General features: G+C 71.0%; 16 protein-coding genes. 6 read left to right on the forward strand and 10 right to left on the reverse strand.

The annotated features are described in order from the left end of the window. Nucleotides 1–72: 72 nt before the first annotated feature. From BLT36_RS18550 to BLT36_RS01880, 7 genes are all read right to left on the reverse strand, one after another. Complete coding sequence (locus tag BLT36_RS18550) at nucleotides 73–384, reverse strand: hypothetical protein (RefSeq protein WP_175529437.1); 312 nt, start codon at nucleotides 382–384, stop codon at nucleotides 73–75. A 10-nt stretch (nucleotides 385–394) separates the two neighbouring features. Further along, nucleotides 395–1,240, reverse strand: coding sequence for a hypothetical protein (locus tag BLT36_RS01855; protein ID WP_092091425.1), 846 nt, complete (start codon nucleotides 1,238–1,240; stop codon nucleotides 395–397). Continuing rightward, the gene (locus BLT36_RS01860; RefSeq protein ID WP_254787276.1) at nucleotides 1,240–2,100 is read right to left on the reverse strand and encodes a carbohydrate ABC transporter permease; all 861 of its coding nucleotides are present in this window, start codon (nucleotides 2,098–2,100) and stop codon (nucleotides 1,240–1,242) included. Before BLT36_RS01860 ends, BLT36_RS01855 begins: the two co-directional genes overlap by 1 nt. Further along, complete coding sequence (locus BLT36_RS01865; protein WP_092091427.1) at nucleotides 2,097–3,086, reverse strand: carbohydrate ABC transporter permease; 990 nt, start codon at nucleotides 3,084–3,086, stop codon at nucleotides 2,097–2,099. The genes BLT36_RS01860 and BLT36_RS01865 overlap by 4 nt, the downstream gene beginning before the upstream one ends. Before the next feature lie 25 nt (nucleotides 3,087–3,111). Continuing rightward, on the reverse strand, nucleotides 3,112–4,437 hold the full coding sequence (locus BLT36_RS01870; RefSeq protein ID WP_092091429.1) for an ABC transporter substrate-binding protein: 1,326 nt from the start codon (nucleotides 4,435–4,437) through the stop codon (nucleotides 3,112–3,114). Between the two features lie 22 nt (nucleotides 4,438–4,459). After that, nucleotides 4,460–5,674 (reverse strand): Gfo/Idh/MocA family protein, encoded by a 1,215-nt coding sequence (locus BLT36_RS01875; protein ID WP_092091431.1) that lies wholly within the window; start codon nucleotides 5,672–5,674, stop codon nucleotides 4,460–4,462. A gap of 175 nt (nucleotides 5,675–5,849) precedes the next feature. Next, entirely contained in the window at nucleotides 5,850–6,638 is a 789-nt protein-coding gene (locus BLT36_RS01880) for a DeoR/GlpR family DNA-binding transcription regulator (RefSeq protein ID WP_175529438.1), read from the reverse strand. A gap of 131 nt (nucleotides 6,639–6,769) precedes the next feature. On the opposite strand from BLT36_RS01880, the gene BLT36_RS01885 reads away from it, so the two are divergent. The 5 genes from BLT36_RS01885 to BLT36_RS01905 are packed head-to-tail and all read left to right on the forward strand — an operon-like array spanning nucleotide 6,770 to nucleotide 11,616. Further along, a complete protein-coding gene (locus tag BLT36_RS01885) occupies nucleotides 6,770–7,648 on the forward strand; it encodes an SIS domain-containing protein (RefSeq protein WP_092091435.1) in 879 nt (292 codons plus the stop codon). Next, the gene (locus tag BLT36_RS01890; protein ID WP_092091437.1) at nucleotides 7,648–8,583 is read left to right on the forward strand and encodes an ROK family protein; all 936 of its coding nucleotides are present in this window, start codon (nucleotides 7,648–7,650) and stop codon (nucleotides 8,581–8,583) included. The genes BLT36_RS01885 and BLT36_RS01890 overlap by 1 nt, the downstream gene beginning before the upstream one ends. Then, nucleotides 8,580–9,734, forward strand: a complete 1,155-nt coding sequence (gene nagA, locus BLT36_RS01895; RefSeq protein WP_092091439.1) for an N-acetylglucosamine-6-phosphate deacetylase — start codon at nucleotides 8,580–8,582, stop codon at nucleotides 9,732–9,734. The genes BLT36_RS01890 and nagA overlap by 4 nt, the downstream gene beginning before the upstream one ends. Before the next feature lie 8 nt (nucleotides 9,735–9,742). After that, nucleotides 9,743–10,783: a 1-phosphofructokinase family hexose kinase gene (locus BLT36_RS01900; protein WP_254787278.1), complete on the forward strand. Its 1,041-nt coding sequence runs from the start codon at nucleotides 9,743–9,745 to the stop codon at nucleotides 10,781–10,783. Beyond that, nucleotides 10,780–11,616: a class II fructose-bisphosphate aldolase gene (locus tag BLT36_RS01905; protein WP_092091443.1), complete on the forward strand. Its 837-nt coding sequence runs from the start codon at nucleotides 10,780–10,782 to the stop codon at nucleotides 11,614–11,616. The genes BLT36_RS01900 and BLT36_RS01905 overlap by 4 nt, the downstream gene beginning before the upstream one ends. Before the next feature lie 73 nt (nucleotides 11,617–11,689). On the opposite strand, the gene BLT36_RS01910 is transcribed toward BLT36_RS01905, so the two are convergent. Further along, nucleotides 11,690–13,081 carry an L-serine ammonia-lyase gene (locus BLT36_RS01910; protein ID WP_092091445.1) on the reverse strand — a complete coding sequence of 464 codons (1,392 nt, stop codon included), beginning with the start codon at nucleotides 13,079–13,081 and terminating at the stop codon, nucleotides 11,690–11,692. A 79-nt stretch (nucleotides 13,082–13,160) separates the two neighbouring features. After that, nucleotides 13,161–13,355 (reverse strand): PspC domain-containing protein, encoded by a 195-nt coding sequence (locus BLT36_RS01915; RefSeq protein ID WP_092091447.1) that lies wholly within the window; start codon nucleotides 13,353–13,355, stop codon nucleotides 13,161–13,163. Between the two features lie 134 nt (nucleotides 13,356–13,489). Between BLT36_RS01915 and BLT36_RS01920 the strand changes: the two genes are divergently transcribed. Further along, nucleotides 13,490–14,308 carry a shikimate 5-dehydrogenase gene (locus tag BLT36_RS01920; RefSeq protein ID WP_092091449.1) on the forward strand — a complete coding sequence of 273 codons (819 nt, stop codon included), beginning with the start codon at nucleotides 13,490–13,492 and terminating at the stop codon, nucleotides 14,306–14,308. A gap of 153 nt (nucleotides 14,309–14,461) precedes the next feature. Here BLT36_RS01920 and BLT36_RS01925 read toward each other — a convergent pair whose 3' ends face one another. After that, nucleotides 14,462–14,905 carry an SRPBCC family protein gene (locus BLT36_RS01925; protein WP_092091450.1) on the reverse strand — a complete coding sequence of 148 codons (444 nt, stop codon included), beginning with the start codon at nucleotides 14,903–14,905 and terminating at the stop codon, nucleotides 14,462–14,464. Nucleotides 14,906–14,907: the final 2 nt, after the last annotated feature.

A 14,907-nucleotide genomic window follows, 5' to 3' on the forward strand; every position in this document is an offset into this window, starting at 1 on the left:
CCGATGGTGCTCGCTGTCCGCAGAACGCGGCTCATCTCGGACGCTACTGCCTCGACCGGCTGCGCGGAAGAGTCAGTCCTCGTCGGTGGCCCCGCCGGTGGCCTGCCCGGCACCCCGGCCGGCGCCCCCGCCGGTGGCCTCGCTGGCGCCCTGCCCGCGTCCCTGGCCGTCGTCGGTGGCCTTCCGGAGGGTGCCACCGGGCCGGACCGCGGCGCTGTCGGCGACGTCGATGCGGACGTCGCCGTCGGCGGCCCGGGAGACCTCCACCCGGGGGTCGGCGTCGTGCTCGTCGGAGCCGGACATGCGGCGGAAGGTGTCCTGGCGTCGTTCCTCGAAGGACATGTCGACGCCGTCGTCGAGGTGGTCACGGTCGGGCTCGTTCATGGCGCCGACGCTACGCCGGGTCCACGGGTGCGGTGCCGGTGCGGACGGTCCAGTGCTCCCCCGCGCGCCACCGATCGAGGACCGCGGTCTCGAGGCGGTTCCGAGGGACTGCCCGGCGTGCCGCGGCGAGCGTCGTCCCGAAGACGAACTTCGCGACGCTGTCGTCTCCCTCGGCGGCGTCGTCCGGACCGCCTGGATCGAGGCGGAACCGGCTGGCGAACCGGGCCGTGTTCGACCGGGGTCCGAGGACCGCCGGGAGCCCCGGGTCGAGGAACCACGAGCGGCACTGCCACCGCTCTGCGACCGTTCCCGTGTCCTTGTCGGTGTCGGTGTCCGCGTCTGGGTCTGGGTCTGCGTCTGCGTTCTGGGTGAGTTCCGCGAGGAGTTCCGGCGCAGCGGCGAACGATCGGTCGCAGTCGTCGGGGACGAGCGGGCCGCCCTCGGGGACGTGCACGCCCCAGGCCGGATGGCCGTCGCTCGTGACCACCCCCATCTCGAACTGCAGCCGCCCCACCGCCACGACCCGCGCGGTGAGGACCGAGCAGAACCAGTCGAGGCCGGTCCCCCGGAGTCCGTACCGACCGAGCTTCCGGTCGACGTCGGCCACGCTGTCAGCGGCCTGCTCGGACGTTGCTCCGTGCGCGCGCAGCCAGGACTGGGTCACGGGCCGGACCGCCCGGATCGCCGTGACCAGGGCGGTGTCCCGCTGCGGGACCGACAGGTGCGCGACGCTGGACTCGAGGGACGCCGCCAGCGCGCCGACGTCGGGGAGCGTGCCGACCGCGGCGAGGAGGATCGCCTCGGGGGTGGTGGTCGCTGCAGCACCGTCCGGGACTGCGGTCGGAGGTCCTCCCACTACTTCAGGCCCGACGAAGCGAGGCCGTCCATCACGCGCCGCTGGAGCACGATGAACATGATCAGGACGGGTGCCATCGCCATGAGGCTGGCGGCCATGAGCACCGGGTAGTCGATCGTCCGGTCGCTCGACAGGGTGGCGAGGCCCGCCGCGAGGGGCATGTCCTCGGCCCGGGTCGACACGACGAGCGGCCACAGCAGCTCGTTCCACGACCAGAGCACCGTGGTGATCGCGAGCACGCTGATCGACGGCCGGGCGAGCGGCAGCATGATCCGCCAGAACGTCTGGAACGGGTTGGCACCGTCCATCCGCGCTGCCTCCTCGAGTTCCGGTGGCAGGTTGAGGAACGCGGTCCGCATCAGGAACGTGCCGAAGGCGCTGAACAGGCCGGGGGCCACGATCCCCATCAGGGTGTCGAGCCAGCCGAGGTTCTGCACGATCTGGTACTGCGAGATGAGGTACACCTGCGACGGCACCAGCAGGATCGACAGCACGATGCCGAGCAGGATCGCCCGACCCCGGAACCGCATCCGGGCGAACGCGTACCCGGCGAGGGTGCACAGGACGATCTGCGCGATGGTCCGGATCACCGTGACCATCACCGAGGTCCCGAGCTGGCTGAGGAACGGCAGCCGCTCGAAGACCTGTGCGAAGTTCTGCCACTGCAGCTCCCCCGGCCAGAACGTCGGTGTGACCGACTGCACCTGCGCGTTCGTGGACAGCGACATGATGATCTGCCACAGGAACGGGAAGGCCATCACGAAGCCGCCGACCCCGAGGACCACGTGGATCCACCAGTGGCTGCCGCCCCGCCGGCCCGGACGCCGGGCTGCCCTCGTCGAGCTGGTCATCGCGGTCATGCCTGCACCCATCTCTTCTGCACGCGGAACTGCACGAGGGTGACGATGCCGATGAGCACGAAGATCACCATCGCGATCGCAGCCGCGAAGCCCTTGTCGTTGTCGATGAACCCGGCGCTGTAGAAGTAGAAGACGAGCGACATCGTCTTCGGGATCACCGGGTTGGTGCTGCCGAGGATCGCGTAGAGCAGGTCGAACAGCTGGAAGCTCGAGATCGTCGTGACGATCACCACGAAGAAGATGCTCGGGCTGAGCAACGGGACGGTGACCGAGCGGAACTGGCGCCACCGCGATGCTCCGTCGAGCTCAGCGGCCTCGTACAGCTCCGGCGGGATGTCCTTGAGCCCCGCGCCGAGGATGATCATCGAGAAGCCGAGGGACGACCACAGCCCCACCAGGGAGACGGCGAGGAGCGCGAACCCCGGCGTCGAGATCCAGTAGGGACCGTCGATGCCGAAGCGTCCGAGGAACCAGTTCACGATCCCGTAGTCGCCGTTGAACATGATCCGCCAGACCAGGGCGATCGCGGCGGGCATCGCCACGTACGGCAGGAAGAACAGCACCCGGTAGAACTGGGCGAACCGCAGGCCCGTGGTGTTGAGCAGGCTGGCCAGCCACACCGCGATCGGGATGCCGAGCAGGACGATCACCGTGTAGATCACCGTGTTGAGCAGCGACTGGTAGAGCTGCGGGTCGGAGAGCAACCGGACGTAGTTCGCCACCCCGCTGAAGGTCGCCCCGCCGAAGACGCCCCACGAGGTGAACGAGTACCAGAACGTCTGGATGATCGGCCAGATGTAGAACGTGGCGACGCCGACGAGCAGCGGGAGGACGAAGAGCCACGGCCAGAAGCCGTCGGTTCGTCGCGGGGGTCGTCCGGCCCGTGGTGCGTCGGGCAGCTCGGTCCCCGGGGCCCCCGGCCCGGACGCACGCTGCGTCCGGGCCGGGGTGCCCGTGGCGGGGTTCCGCTCGGTGTGGATGGTCATCAGGGCTCCCGGACGCCGGCCGGCGTCACTTCTCCTTGCCGAGAGCGGTGTCCATCTTCGTGGCGAGGTCCTTCGCCACCTGGTCGACCGGGGTGGACCCGTCGAAGGCACTCGGCAGGAGGTTCGTCTCGAGGGTGTTCCACGCCGCGGTGTTCTTCGAGACCGGCAGCGGCTTGGCGTAGTCGACGGCGTCGAGGAAGACCTGGAGGTCAGCGTCCGGCATCGTCTTCGTGAAGGCGTCCTGCGTGCCCTCGTACGCGGGGATCACCGCACCCATGTCGCCCTGCTGCTGCTGGGCCTGCTTGCTCGCGAGGTAGACCTGCAGCGCCTGTGCGGCCACCTTGTTCTTCGAGTTCGCGGAGACGACGTTCGAGACGCCGTGGATGACCGTCGCCTGCTCCTTGCCCTTCGGCAGCGGGTAGACGACGACGTCCTTCTCGAGGTCCGTGCCGGTCAGTGCCGACCGGAACCAGCTGCCGCCCTGGTACATCGCGAGCTTGCCCGACGTGAACCACTGGTCCGCGGTGGTGTCGGTGAGCTGCTTGATCGAGGGCGATGCCCCCGACTTGATCAGGTCGGTCCAGAACTGCAAGCCCTTCTCGGCCGCAGCCGAGTCGTACTCGGAGGTCTTGCCGGACTTGTCGATCACGTTGCCGCCGGCCTGGAAGATCGTGTCGTAGTAGGTCGTCTGGCCGTCCATGCCACCGGCCGCTCCGTAGGCGCCGTCGGCGTGCAGCTTCTCGGAGAGCTCGGCACCGGTCTTCTGGAAGTCGTCCCAGGTCCAGTCCTTCGAGGGCATGGCGACCCCGGCCTTCGCGAACAGCGCCTTGTTCATCCAGACCCCGATCGTGTCGAAGTCCTTCGGGACGCCGTACTGGGTGCCGTCGTACGTGTACAGGTCGTTGAGCGCGGAGGAGTACTCGTCCGGCTTGATCGCGCCGGCCTTCACCTCGCCCGTGATCGGCGCGATCTTGCCGTTGGCCGCGTACAGCTGGAAGTTCGGGCCGTTCATCCAGAACAGGTCCGGGAGGGTGTTGCTGGAGCCCTGCGTCTGGAGCTTGGTCCAGTAGCTGGCGAACGGCGTGACGTCCACGTTCACCTTGATGTCCGGGTACTCCTCGTTGAAGCCCGTGAGGTTCGCCTTGATCGCCTTGACCTGGTTCTCGTCCCAGACGGCGTAGGTCAGGGTCGCCTTGGTGTCCTTGGAGGCCTTCTCGTAGTCGCTGCCGGAGCTGGCGGCGCCGGACGAGGTACTGCAGCCGGCGAGGAGCGCGACCGCGCCGATCGCGGCGACGGCGCCGAGGAGCGCGCGGCGACGGCCACGGCCCTTCGCGGGGGTGGGTGCGGGCATCGGGTGTCCTTTCGCGAGTCCGTCAGCGGGTGACGGCCGGGGTGGGAGTACTGAAGTGTGCGATCGTCGCCGCCGGGAGCGGCGGGACGTCGATGGGGACCGAGCCGCTGCGGAGCGACCGGGTCGCCAGGGCTCCGGCCGCGACGGCGGCGCGGGCGGCGATCGGCGAGAGCGTCGTCGGCTCACCCAGGGCGACGTGACGGAGGAACTCGGTCATCGTCACGAGGTCGGCGTCGGCGTGGCCGGAGTCGACCCCGTCGATCGGGTACTCGCGGTCTCCCGCGACGTCCCAGCCGCGGCGGTGCGTCCAGACCTTGACGACGCCACCACCGGTGTCCCCGATGTTCTCGAGGCGGCCCTCGGTCCCGATGACCGTGTAGTTGCGCCAGTAGTCCGGCGTGAAGTGGCACTGCTCGTAGCTCGCCTGCACACCGTTGTCGAGCGTCATCATGACCATCGAGAGGTCCTCGACGTCGACCACGGGGTTGAGGCCGGTCTGGGCGAGCGGCGGCCAGTTCTCGAGCGAGAACCAGTCCCCCATGAGCTCGCCGCTGCGGTCGCGACGGTCCGTGACGTCGCCGTACACCGACAGGGACCCCATCCCCACGACCCGGGCGGTGTCGCCGCCGCCGAGTGCGTGGATCACGTCGAGGTCGTGGCTGGCCTTCTGCAGGAGCAGGGAGTTCACCTTCGCGCGGTCGGCGTGCCAGTCCTTGAAGTAGTAGTCCCCGCCGTTCCCGACGAAGTGCCGGCACCACACGGCCTTCACCTCGCCGATCTCACCGCGGGCGATGACCTCACGCATGAGCCGCACGACCGCCGCGTGCCGGAAGTTGTGGCCGACGTAGAGCGGTGTGCCGGTCTCCGCGGCGGCGGCCAGCACGGCATCGGCGTCCTCGACGGTGACCGCAAGGGGCTTCTCGAGGTAGACGGCGATGCCCGCCCGGAGCAGGTCGATGGCGATCGCGGCGTGGGTCCAGTCGGGCGTCGTCACGATCGCCGCGTCGACCGCTCCGGCGAGGTCTCCGTGCTGCTCGACCACGAGGGCGTCCGGGTACTCGGCCTGAGCACGCTCGCGCCCCTGCGCGGTGACCTCCGCGACGGCGACGACCCGTGCCTCCAGGTCGGATGCGGCACCCGCCGCCTCTGCCACGTGGCGGGCGATCGCCGCCCGCTGTCCCATGCCGACGATGCCCACTCGGAGTGGTCGTCTGGTTCCCGCGTCGCCCATGCTCATCTCGCTTCCTTGCGTGATTGTGACGCCCATGATGCCCAATCGATCATGAATGCACAATAGGCGCTCAGAGAACGCTCATGGGGAGGCTGTGGATGGTTTTACACGATCGAAACCTCGTCCACAGGCGCCGGGCGAGGAGTCCCCCGGTTGGCAGACCGCTCGGTCGGCGGACCGCTCAGTCGGCGACGACGAGTTCCACGCCGGCGCTCGCGAGTTCCGCAGCGAACGACGGGGGGACGGGCTGATCGGTGACGAGGGCATCGATCCGGTCGAGCGGGCAGATCCGCGCGAAGGTGGCGCGCTCGATCTTGGTCGAGTCGGCGACGACGATGACACGGCGTCCGACGGAGGCGAAGTGCCGACTGACCTCGGCTTCACCCTCGTGCACGGTGGTCGCGCCGTACTGGCCGCTGAGGCCGTCCACACCGAGCACCACGACGTCGAGCGCGAACTCGTCGAGGGTGTCCCGGACCAGGGGCCCGACCAGCTCGTAGGACTGTCGCCGCGCCACACCGCCCGTCACGACGATCTTGACGTTGGCACGCACGGAGAGCTCGTACCCGATGTTCAGGGCGTTCGTCACGATGGTGACGCCGTACTCGCCGTCGGCACGGGTGAAGCGTTCGCTCTTGCCGAGTTCGCGGGCGACCTCGGTCGTCGTGGTGCCGCCGTTGAGGCCGACGGTCTCGCCGGGGTGCACCATCCGGGCTGCCGCACGGGCGATCGCCGTCTTCGCCTCGGCCTGACGGGCGATCTTGTACTGGAGCGGGAGCTCGTACCCGGTGCCGAGCGCGGCCGCTCCGCCGTGCGTGCGCGTGACGAGCCGCTGGTCCGCGAGCGTCGCGAGGTCACGTCGGGCAGTCGCCGGCGAGATCCCGAGCATCTCCCCGATCTCGGCGATCGACAGGTTGCCGCGTTCGCTCACGAGTTCGAGGAGGGCGTTGAGCCGCTGTTGCGGAGTCATGACGGCCATCCTATGGCGTCCCTGCGCGCCGGTCCTGATCGGAAATGACGTTTTGCCCTTCCATTGCGCACGATCGCTCGCTACGCTTCCTGATCATCGATCACCCGGATCGACCGGACCGGAAGGCACCCATGACCGACACCTTCGTGAGCGCCGAACTGGCCTCCCAGCCGGAGACGTGGCGCGCCGCCGCGGGGCTCCTGCCCTCCTTCGCCGACGCACTCCCCCAGCCCGGCGAACGGGTCGCCGTCGTCGGCTGCGGGACGAGCTGGTTCATCGCGATGAGCTACGCCGTCGCCCGCGAGCAGGCCGGGCTCGGGGTCACCGACGCGTTCGCCGGATCCGAGTACCCGCTCGGTCGCGAGTACGACCGCGTCGTGACCATCAGCCGCTCGGGCACCACGACCGAGATCGTCGACCTGCTGCAGGCACTCCCGCACAGCCGGACCGTCCTCGTCACCGCCGTCCCGGACAGCCCCGCGGCCGCCGTCGCCGACGACGTGGTCGCACTGCCGTTCGCCGACGAGCGCTCCGTCGTGCAGACCCGGTTCGCGACGACGACCCTCGCCCTGCTCCGCGCGTCCATCGGCGACGACGTCGACTCGCTCGCCGCCCAGGCCGAGGCCGCGCTCGCCCTGCCGATCGACGACCTGCTCGACGCCGAACAGGTCACCTTCGTCGGCCGTGGTCCTGCCGTCGGCCTGACCTTCGAGGCGGCGCTCAAGACGCGCGAAGCCGCGCAGTTCTGGGCCGAGTCCTACCCGGCGATGGACTACCGGCACGGGCCCATCGCGATCGCGCAGCCGGGTCGACTCGTGTGGTCGCTCGGCGCCGCGCCCGAGGGGCTCGCCGACGAGGTCGCAGCCACGGGTGCCCGGTTCGTCCAGCACCCGCTCGATCCGATCGCCGGCCTCGTCGTCGTGCACCGGTTCGCGGTCGCCCTGGCCGAGGGCCGCGGGCTCGACCCGGACAACCCCCGCTCGCTCACCCGTTCGGTCATCCTCACCTGATGCCCGGCGCAGGCGCGGTGCTCGGGGTCGACGTCGGCGGCACGGGCATCAAGGCCCGGCTGACCGACCCCGACGGACTCGTCCTCGACGAGACCCGGGTCCCGACGCCGCGCGACGACCACGATGCCCGACGGCTCGCCGTCCTCGTGGCGGAGCTCGTGACGAACGCGTCGCGGCATGCACCGCTCGACACCCTCGGCGTGGTCACCCCCGGGGTCGTCGACGAGGCGTCGGGCCGGGTCCTCCTGGCCGTGAACCTCGGTTGGCGAGACGTGCCGGTGCTCGACACCGTGTGCGCCGAGCTGGACCGGCGCGGCATCGCCCTGCCGGTGGCGTTCGGACACGACGTCCGGGCCGGCGCGCTCGCCGAGACGACGTCCGGCGATCCCGCACTGGCTCGTGGATCGGTGGCGTTCGTCCCGGTCGGCACCGGTCTGGCGAGCGCGCTCGTCGTCGACGGCGCCGTGGTGCCGGGCGACGGGTGGGCGGGCGAGATCGGCCAGGTCCGGATCACGTCCGGGCCGCATGCCGGACTCCGTGTCGAGGAGATCGCCTCGGCCGGGGGAGTCGCTCGTCGTTCCGGGGCGGCCTCCGCGCGGGAAGCCGTGCTCCGGGTCCGGGCCGGCGACCGGCTGGCCGTCGATGCGCTCGACGAGTGTGTCGCCGTGCTCGCGGACGCACTGGTGTGGACCACCGCGGTCGCCGGGTGTCACACCATCATCGTCGGCGGGGGACTGGCCGAGTCTGGCCCCGTCCTGTTCGACCCGCTGCGCGCTGCGGTCGCCGACCGGCTCGCGGGTCTCCGGGTTCCGACCCTCGTGCCGGCCCGACACGGTGACGCGGCCGGAGCCATCGGCGCCGGCCTGCTCGCACGCCAGCTGCTCGCACGCCGGCTGCTCGTCCCACGGGCCTCGTCATCAGCGGTGTCGGCATGAGCGTGCTCGTGCGTGCGCCGCGCATCGTCACCGCCACCGACGACCTACGCGACGGCTGGCTCGTCGTGGACCGCTCCGGAGCGGTGCAGTCCACCGGGACCGGTACACCACCCCACACGGACACCGCGACGACCATCGCCGGGACCGTCGTCCCCGGACTCGTCGACCTGCACGCACACGGCGCGCTCGGCCACGACTTCGCGCTGAGCACAGCAGACGACTCGCGTGCCGCCGCGGCGTTCCACCGAGGCCGGGGGACCTCCGCGCTCATCGCGTCCGTCGCCACCGGTCCGGTCGAGGAGACCGCTGCGGCACTGACACGCCTGCGTCCCCTCGTCGGCGACGGCACGCTCGCCGGGCTGCACCTCGAAGGCCCCTGGCTCGCCCCCGCGCGTCGAGGCGCCCACCGGGCCGACCTGTTGCACGCACCCGATCCCGCCGAGGTCGAGTCGCTGCTGTCCGCGGCGGACGGCGGGCTCCGCGTCGTCACGCTCGCCCCCGAGCTCCCCGGGGCACTCGACGCCGTCCGCCGACTCGTGGCCGCCGGCGTGGTCGTCGCGATCGGGCACACCGACGCCACCGCAGACCAGACGCGCCAGGCGATCGACGCCGGTGCGACCCTCGTCACCCACCTCTTCAACGGGATGCCGCCGATGCACCACCGAACGCCGGGCCCGGTCGGGGTCGCGCTCACCGACGCCCGCGTCCTGCTCGAGTGCATCGTCGACGGGCACCACCTCGATCCCGTCACGATCGACCTCGTCCGACGCGCGGCACCCGGGCGCATCGTGCTCGTCTCGGACGCCATGTCGGCCACCGGTTGCCCGGACGGCGACCACACCATCGCCGGTTCTGCGGTGTCCGTCCGCGGAGGCGTCGCGATGCTCGCGGACGGATCGTCCCTGGCCGGCAGCACCATCACCGTCGCGGACGGTGCGCGCAGGCTGCTGGACACGGGAACGCCCCTCACGGAGGTCGTCGCCGCTGCTGCGACGCGTCCTGCTCACCTGCTCGGGCTGCCCGCCCCGCTCGCGGTCGGTTCGCCGGCGGAGATGCTCGTGATCGATACGGCGGACGGACGCTGGAAGCCGCTCGACGACGCGGACGCCGCCGTCAGCGTCGGCACGACACCAGCGGTGCGGTCCTCGTGATCCTCGTCGTGACGCCGAACCCCGCCGTCGACGTGACGTACCGCGTCGCCGAGCAGCGCATCGGCGAGACGCAGCGGGTCCAGGGCGTCGCCCGGCGCCCCGGTGGCAAGGGACTCAACGTCGCACGGGTGCTCGAGGACGCCGGGCGCTCGACGTACTCGGTCCTGCCGCTCGGCGGCGGTGCCGGGCGGTGGCTGGCCGACGCGCTCGACCAGCTCGGACTGGCGCACAGCGACGTCGCGGTGACGGGGGAGACGCGCACCACGGTCACGGTGGTCGACGACGTCGCACACCCGACGATGTTCGGCGAGCCAGGGCCGCTCGTGTCACCGGACGAATGGGCCGCGGTCACCGCGACCGTCGACCGGTTGCTCGACTCCGGCGACGTGGACGCACTCGTGGTCTCCGGGTCGTTGCCGAGCGGCACCGATCCCGCCCTGGTGGCCGACTGGGTACGTGCAGCGCGGCGGCAGGGCCTGCTGAGTGTCGCCGACTGCTCCGGTCCGGCGCTCCTCGCGGCGGCGAGCGCCGGTGCGACGATCTGCAAGCCGAACCGGGCCGAACTGCTCGAGGCGACGGGGATCACGGGCGACGACGAACGCTCCGGCGCGCTCCGGCTCCTCGAGCGCGGCGCCTGCACCGTGGTCGTCTCCCGCGGAGCCGAGGGGATCGCCGCGCACACCGCCGCGGGTGTGCTCGAGGTCCCGGCGATCGCGGGCGTGACCGGCAACCCCACCGGTGCCGGAGACGCTGCGACCGCTGGTCTCGTCACGGCTCTCCTCGGGCGACCCGACCGCGGCGCAGCCGTGCCGGTCGAGCGCGATGCCCTCCGCTCCGCCGCGGCCTTCGGCGCGGCGGCCGTCCTCCGGCCCGTCGCGGGCGAGGTCGACCTCGATGCCGTCCGGCGTTTCCTGCGAACCGAAGGCAGCACTGCTGGCGGGGTCGCCGGCAGCCCCGCTGGCGGGGTCGCCGGCAGCCCTGCTGGCGGGGTCGCCGGCGCACCACACCTCGACCTGACGCACGACCACCGATCCGGGAGCCCAGCATGATCACCGACCTCGCCCTGAGCGGCCTGCTCGACACTGCACGCACGGCCCGACGGGGTGTCGGTGCCTTCAACGTGGTGCTCCTCGAGCACGCCGAAGCGATCGTCGCTGGGGCCGAGCTCGCCGGCCTCCCGGTCATCCTGCAGATCAGCGAGAACTGCGTCCGCTACCACGGTGGCCTCGCCCCCATCACGACCGCGACCCAGGCGATCGCCCGGTCCGCCCAGGTCGAGGTCCTCGTGCACCTCGACCACATCGAGGATCCGGACCTCGTGCTCGCCGGCGTCGACCTCGGGGTGGACTCGATCATGTACGACGGGTCGCACCTGGACTTCACCGCCAACGTCGCGGCGACCCGGCGACTCGCTGAGCGGTGCCATGCGTCAGGGATCGCGATCGAAGCCGAGCTCGGAGCGGTCGGCGGCAAGGACGGCGTGCACGCGCCGGGGGTGCGCACCGACCCGGACGACGCCGCTGCCTTCGTCGGCGACACCGGCGTCGACGCACTCGCGGTCGCTGTGGGCACCTCGCACGCGATGCAGACCCGCGAGGCCTCGGTGGACCGAGCGCTCGTCGGACGTCTCCGCGAGACGGTCCCGGTGCCACTCGTGCTGCACGGGTCCTCCGGGCTCTCCGACGAGGAGCTCCGGGGCGCCGTGCACGCCGGCATGACGAAGATCAACATCTCGACGCACCTGAACGGCCTGTTCACCCGGGCGCTGCGGGAGGTGCTCGACGAGCGGCCCGACGTCGTCGACCCGCGGAAGTACGTGTCCGCCGGGCGGGACGCGATCGCATCCGAGACGGCGAGGCTCTTGACGCTGCTGCACGCCTGACCGGCGGACGGCGACAGCAACAGCAACAGCAACAGCGCCAGCGCCACCGACGCCCACAGCGACGCCGGTCGCGTCAGCAGAGCGGGACGTTCACCGCCAGACCGCCCATCGCGGTCTCCTTGTACTTCGTCGACATGTCGGCTCCGGTCTGCCGCATCGTCTCGACGACCTGGTCGAGCGACACGTGGTGCTCGCCGTCTCCGCGCAGCGCCATCCGGGCGGCGTTGATCGCCTTGTTCGCGGCGATCGCGTTCCGTTCGATGCACGGGATCTGCACGAGTCCGCCGATGGGGTCGCAGGTCAGCCCGAGGTTGTGCTCCATCGCGATCTCGGCGGCGTTCTCGACCTGTTCGGGCGTCCCTCCGAGGATCTCGGCGAGTCCGGCGGCGGCCATCGAGGCAGCGGATCCGACCTCGCCCTGGCACCCCACCTCGGCCCCGGAGATCGAGGCGCGTTCCTTGTAGATCGACCCGATCGCGCCTGCGGTGAGGAGGAACCGGACGACGGCGTCGTCACGGTTCTCGGGGGTGACCGCCGGCACGTAGGTGAGGGCGTAGTAGAGCACGGCGGGGATGATGCCCGCGGCGCCGTTCGTCGGTGCGGTGACGACGCGGCCGCCGGTGGCGTTCTCCTCGTTGACGGCCATCGCCATGAGGTTCACCCACTCCATCGCGAACAGCGGGTCGTGGTCGGGGTCGTCCCGGGTGAGCTGCTCGTACCAGTTCGCAGCGCGGCGCCGGACGGCGAGGCCACCCGGCAGGGTCCCCGTCCGTTCGACACTGCGGCCGACCGAGGACTCCATGACGTCGTGGATGCGGAGGAGGCCGGCACGGACCTCGTCCGCCGTGCGCGTGACCGTCTCGTTGGCGAGCGCGATGCCGCTGACGGGCAGTCCGGTCGCTGCACAGGCCGTGAGCAGTTCGGCCCCGCTCGAGAACGGGTGCGGCACGGTGTCGTCGACGGGGATGGCGGCCTCGGCGACGTCACCCTCGGTGTCACTCGTGATGAAGCCACCGCCGATCGAGTAGTAGGTCTCCTCGGCGATCGTCGCTCCGGAGGCGGCGGCTGCGCGGAGACGCATGGCGTTCGGGTGCCGGGGGAGCATCGTCAGGGGGTGCAGGACGATGTCGGCGAGACGGAACGGGACGGTGGTGCCGCCGGCGAGCGTGAGCATCCCGCTGGCCTCGAGGTCGTCGAGCGCCTCGGCCAGCTCGTCCGGGTCGACCGTCTCCGGGTCCGCCCCCATGAGTCCGGCGACGACGGCCCCGAGCGTGCCGTGGCCCTGTCCGGTCGACGCCAGGGAGCCGTAGAGGTGCACGTCGATCGCGGCGACCGCAGCGCTGGCACTCCGCGACGCTTCGACCGTGTGGGAGGCGAAGAGCGATCCGGCACGCATCGGTCCGACGGTGTGGGAACTCGACGGACCGATCCCGATGCTGAACAGATCGAAGACGGAGACCGGCACCCCGCCACACTAACCCGTCCGGACGGGAAGGAAACGGGGTGTCGACGAGGAGACGGGACCGGACCGGGGGCGCACCGGTTCAGCGCCGGCGACCCCCTTGGTTCGGCATGAGGATCCAGAGCACGACGTAGGCGATCCAGAGCGGCCCGGGGAAGAGGCTCAGGATGACCCACGCGATCCGGACGAAGGTGCGGGACCAGCCGAAGCGGTCGGCGATGCCGGCGCAGACGCCGGCGAGGATGCGTCCGTTGCGAGGACGGGTGAGTGCGTTCATGGTCTCGACGGTACGGGCCGTCCGGCCGCGCTGACAGGTGGAGGACACCCGGATCCGGGGTGGGGACAACCCCACCTTCTCCACAGGCCCTGTCGTGGACCGCTCCATCGGCGCAGGGGTGGGAGACTGGGGTCATGCCCATCCTCAACAAGGACATGCAGGTCTGCATCTCCCTCGCTGCCCGTCCGAGCAACATCGGCACCCGTTTCCACAACTTCCTCTACGACGAACTCGGGCTGAACTTCGCGTACAAGGCATTCACCACGAACGACCTCCCGGGTGCGGTCACCGGGATCCGGGCCCTCGGCATCCGGGGCTGCTCGGTCTCGATGCCCTTCAAGGAGGCGATCATCCCGCTCGTCGACGTCATCGAGGAGTCGGCGGCGGCGATCGAGTCGATCAACACGGTCGTGAACGACGACGGCGTCCTCACGGCGTCGAACACCGACTACGAGGCCGTGGCGTCCCTGATCGCCTCGCACCGGATCGATCCGGGCGCGAGCGTCCTGCTGCGCGGTTCCGGCGGGATGGCGAAGGCCGTCACCGCGGCCTTCCGGGGTGCGGGTTTCGACGACCTGACGGTCGTGGCGCGGAACGAACGGACCGGTTCCGCGCTCGCTGGGCAGTACGGCTACCGGTGGGTCGCGGACGAGCACGAGGCACCGTCGGCCGACGTGGTCGTCAACGTCACGCCCCTCGGCATGCGCGGTGACCAGCAGGACACCCTCGCCTTCTCCGAGCAGCGGGTCGAGGCCGCCGACACGGTCTTCGACGTGGTCGCCTTCCCCTCCGAGACGCCGCTCGTCCGCGCGGGCCGGACGATGGGCAAGCAGGTCGTCACCGGAGCAGAGGTGATCGCGCTGCAGGCAGCGCGCCAGTTCGAGCGTTACACGGGCGTCGCGCTGACGGACGACCAGGTGCGACGCGCGAGCGAGTTCAGCCGAGCAGAGTGACGAGCAGCGTGACGCGCTGAGAGACGAGCAGAGTGACGAGCGGCGTGACGAGCTGAGAGACGAGCAGCGTGACGCGCTGCGGGACGAGCAGGACCCGTCGCCGGACTGGAGGCGCGTGGCGGGCCCGCCACGCGCCTCCAGTCCGATCCGGCGTCAGCCGTTGGCGGCGCGCCCCGCGGCGACCCAGCCCAGCCGCCGGAGCGTCTCGCGGTTCCGGACCCAGATCATCGGCTGGATGATCACGTTCGGGACGTACGCGCCCGGGCCCTCGACGGGGTTCTCCACGATCGTGACCTTGCAGCCCTTCGCATGCGGCTCGACCGTCAGCGTGACGCGTGCTTCACCGATCGGCCACCCCTTCGGCTGGATCACCATGCGGCGGGGCGGATCCCACTCGAGCGAGGTGGTCACGTCGTTGATCACGAACGGCCACGACCCGAACGAGTGGTGCAGGCGCGTGCCGACCTGCGGCCAGCCGGCCTCCTCCTTCCGCATGCGGGAGGCCCCGACGACCCAGGTCGTGTAGAGCCAGCCGTCGGCGAGCACGTCGAAGACGGCCTCGGGTGTGGTGTGCAGGATGCGGACGTTCTTCGCCATGA

This window comes from Curtobacterium sp. UNCCL20 (genome assembly GCF_900101675.1).
In the GTDB taxonomy this organism is placed as follows: Bacteria; Actinomycetota; Actinomycetes; order Actinomycetales; family Microbacteriaceae; genus Curtobacterium.

Bases quoted from the DNA above. Each gene is read 5' to 3' on its own strand.
- BLT36_RS18550 (WP_175529437.1), bottom strand. From the start codon at position 384: ATGAACGAGCCCGACCGTGACCACCTCGACGACGGCGTCGACATGTCC.
- BLT36_RS01860 (WP_254787276.1), bottom strand. From the start codon at position 2,100: ATGACCGCGATGACCAGCTCGACGAGGGCAGCCCGGCGTCCGGGCCGG.
- BLT36_RS01865 (WP_092091427.1), bottom strand. From the start codon at position 3,086: ATGACCATCCACACCGAGCGGAACCCCGCCACGGGCACCCCGGCCCGG.
- BLT36_RS01870 (WP_092091429.1), bottom strand. From the start codon at position 4,437: ATGCCCGCACCCACCCCCGCGAAGGGCCGTGGCCGTCGCCGCGCGCTC.
- BLT36_RS01875 (WP_092091431.1), bottom strand. From the start codon at position 5,674: ATGAGCATGGGCGACGCGGGAACCAGACGACCACTCCGAGTGGGCATC.
- BLT36_RS01880 (WP_175529438.1), bottom strand. From the start codon at position 6,638: ATGACTCCGCAACAGCGGCTCAACGCCCTCCTCGAACTCGTGAGCGAA.
- BLT36_RS01885 (WP_092091435.1), top strand. From the start codon at position 6,770: ATGACCGACACCTTCGTGAGCGCCGAACTGGCCTCCCAGCCGGAGACG.
- BLT36_RS01890 (WP_092091437.1), top strand. From the start codon at position 7,648: ATGCCCGGCGCAGGCGCGGTGCTCGGGGTCGACGTCGGCGGCACGGGC.
- nagA (WP_092091439.1), top strand. From the start codon at position 8,580: ATGAGCGTGCTCGTGCGTGCGCCGCGCATCGTCACCGCCACCGACGAC.
- BLT36_RS01905 (WP_092091443.1), top strand. From the start codon at position 10,780: ATGATCACCGACCTCGCCCTGAGCGGCCTGCTCGACACTGCACGCACG.
- BLT36_RS01915 (WP_092091447.1), bottom strand. From the start codon at position 13,355: ATGAACGCACTCACCCGTCCTCGCAACGGACGCATCCTCGCCGGCGTC.
- BLT36_RS01920 (WP_092091449.1), top strand. From the start codon at position 13,490: ATGCCCATCCTCAACAAGGACATGCAGGTCTGCATCTCCCTCGCTGCC.
- BLT36_RS01925 (WP_092091450.1), bottom strand. From the start codon at position 14,905: ATGGCGAAGAACGTCCGCATCCTGCACACCACACCCGAGGCCGTCTTC.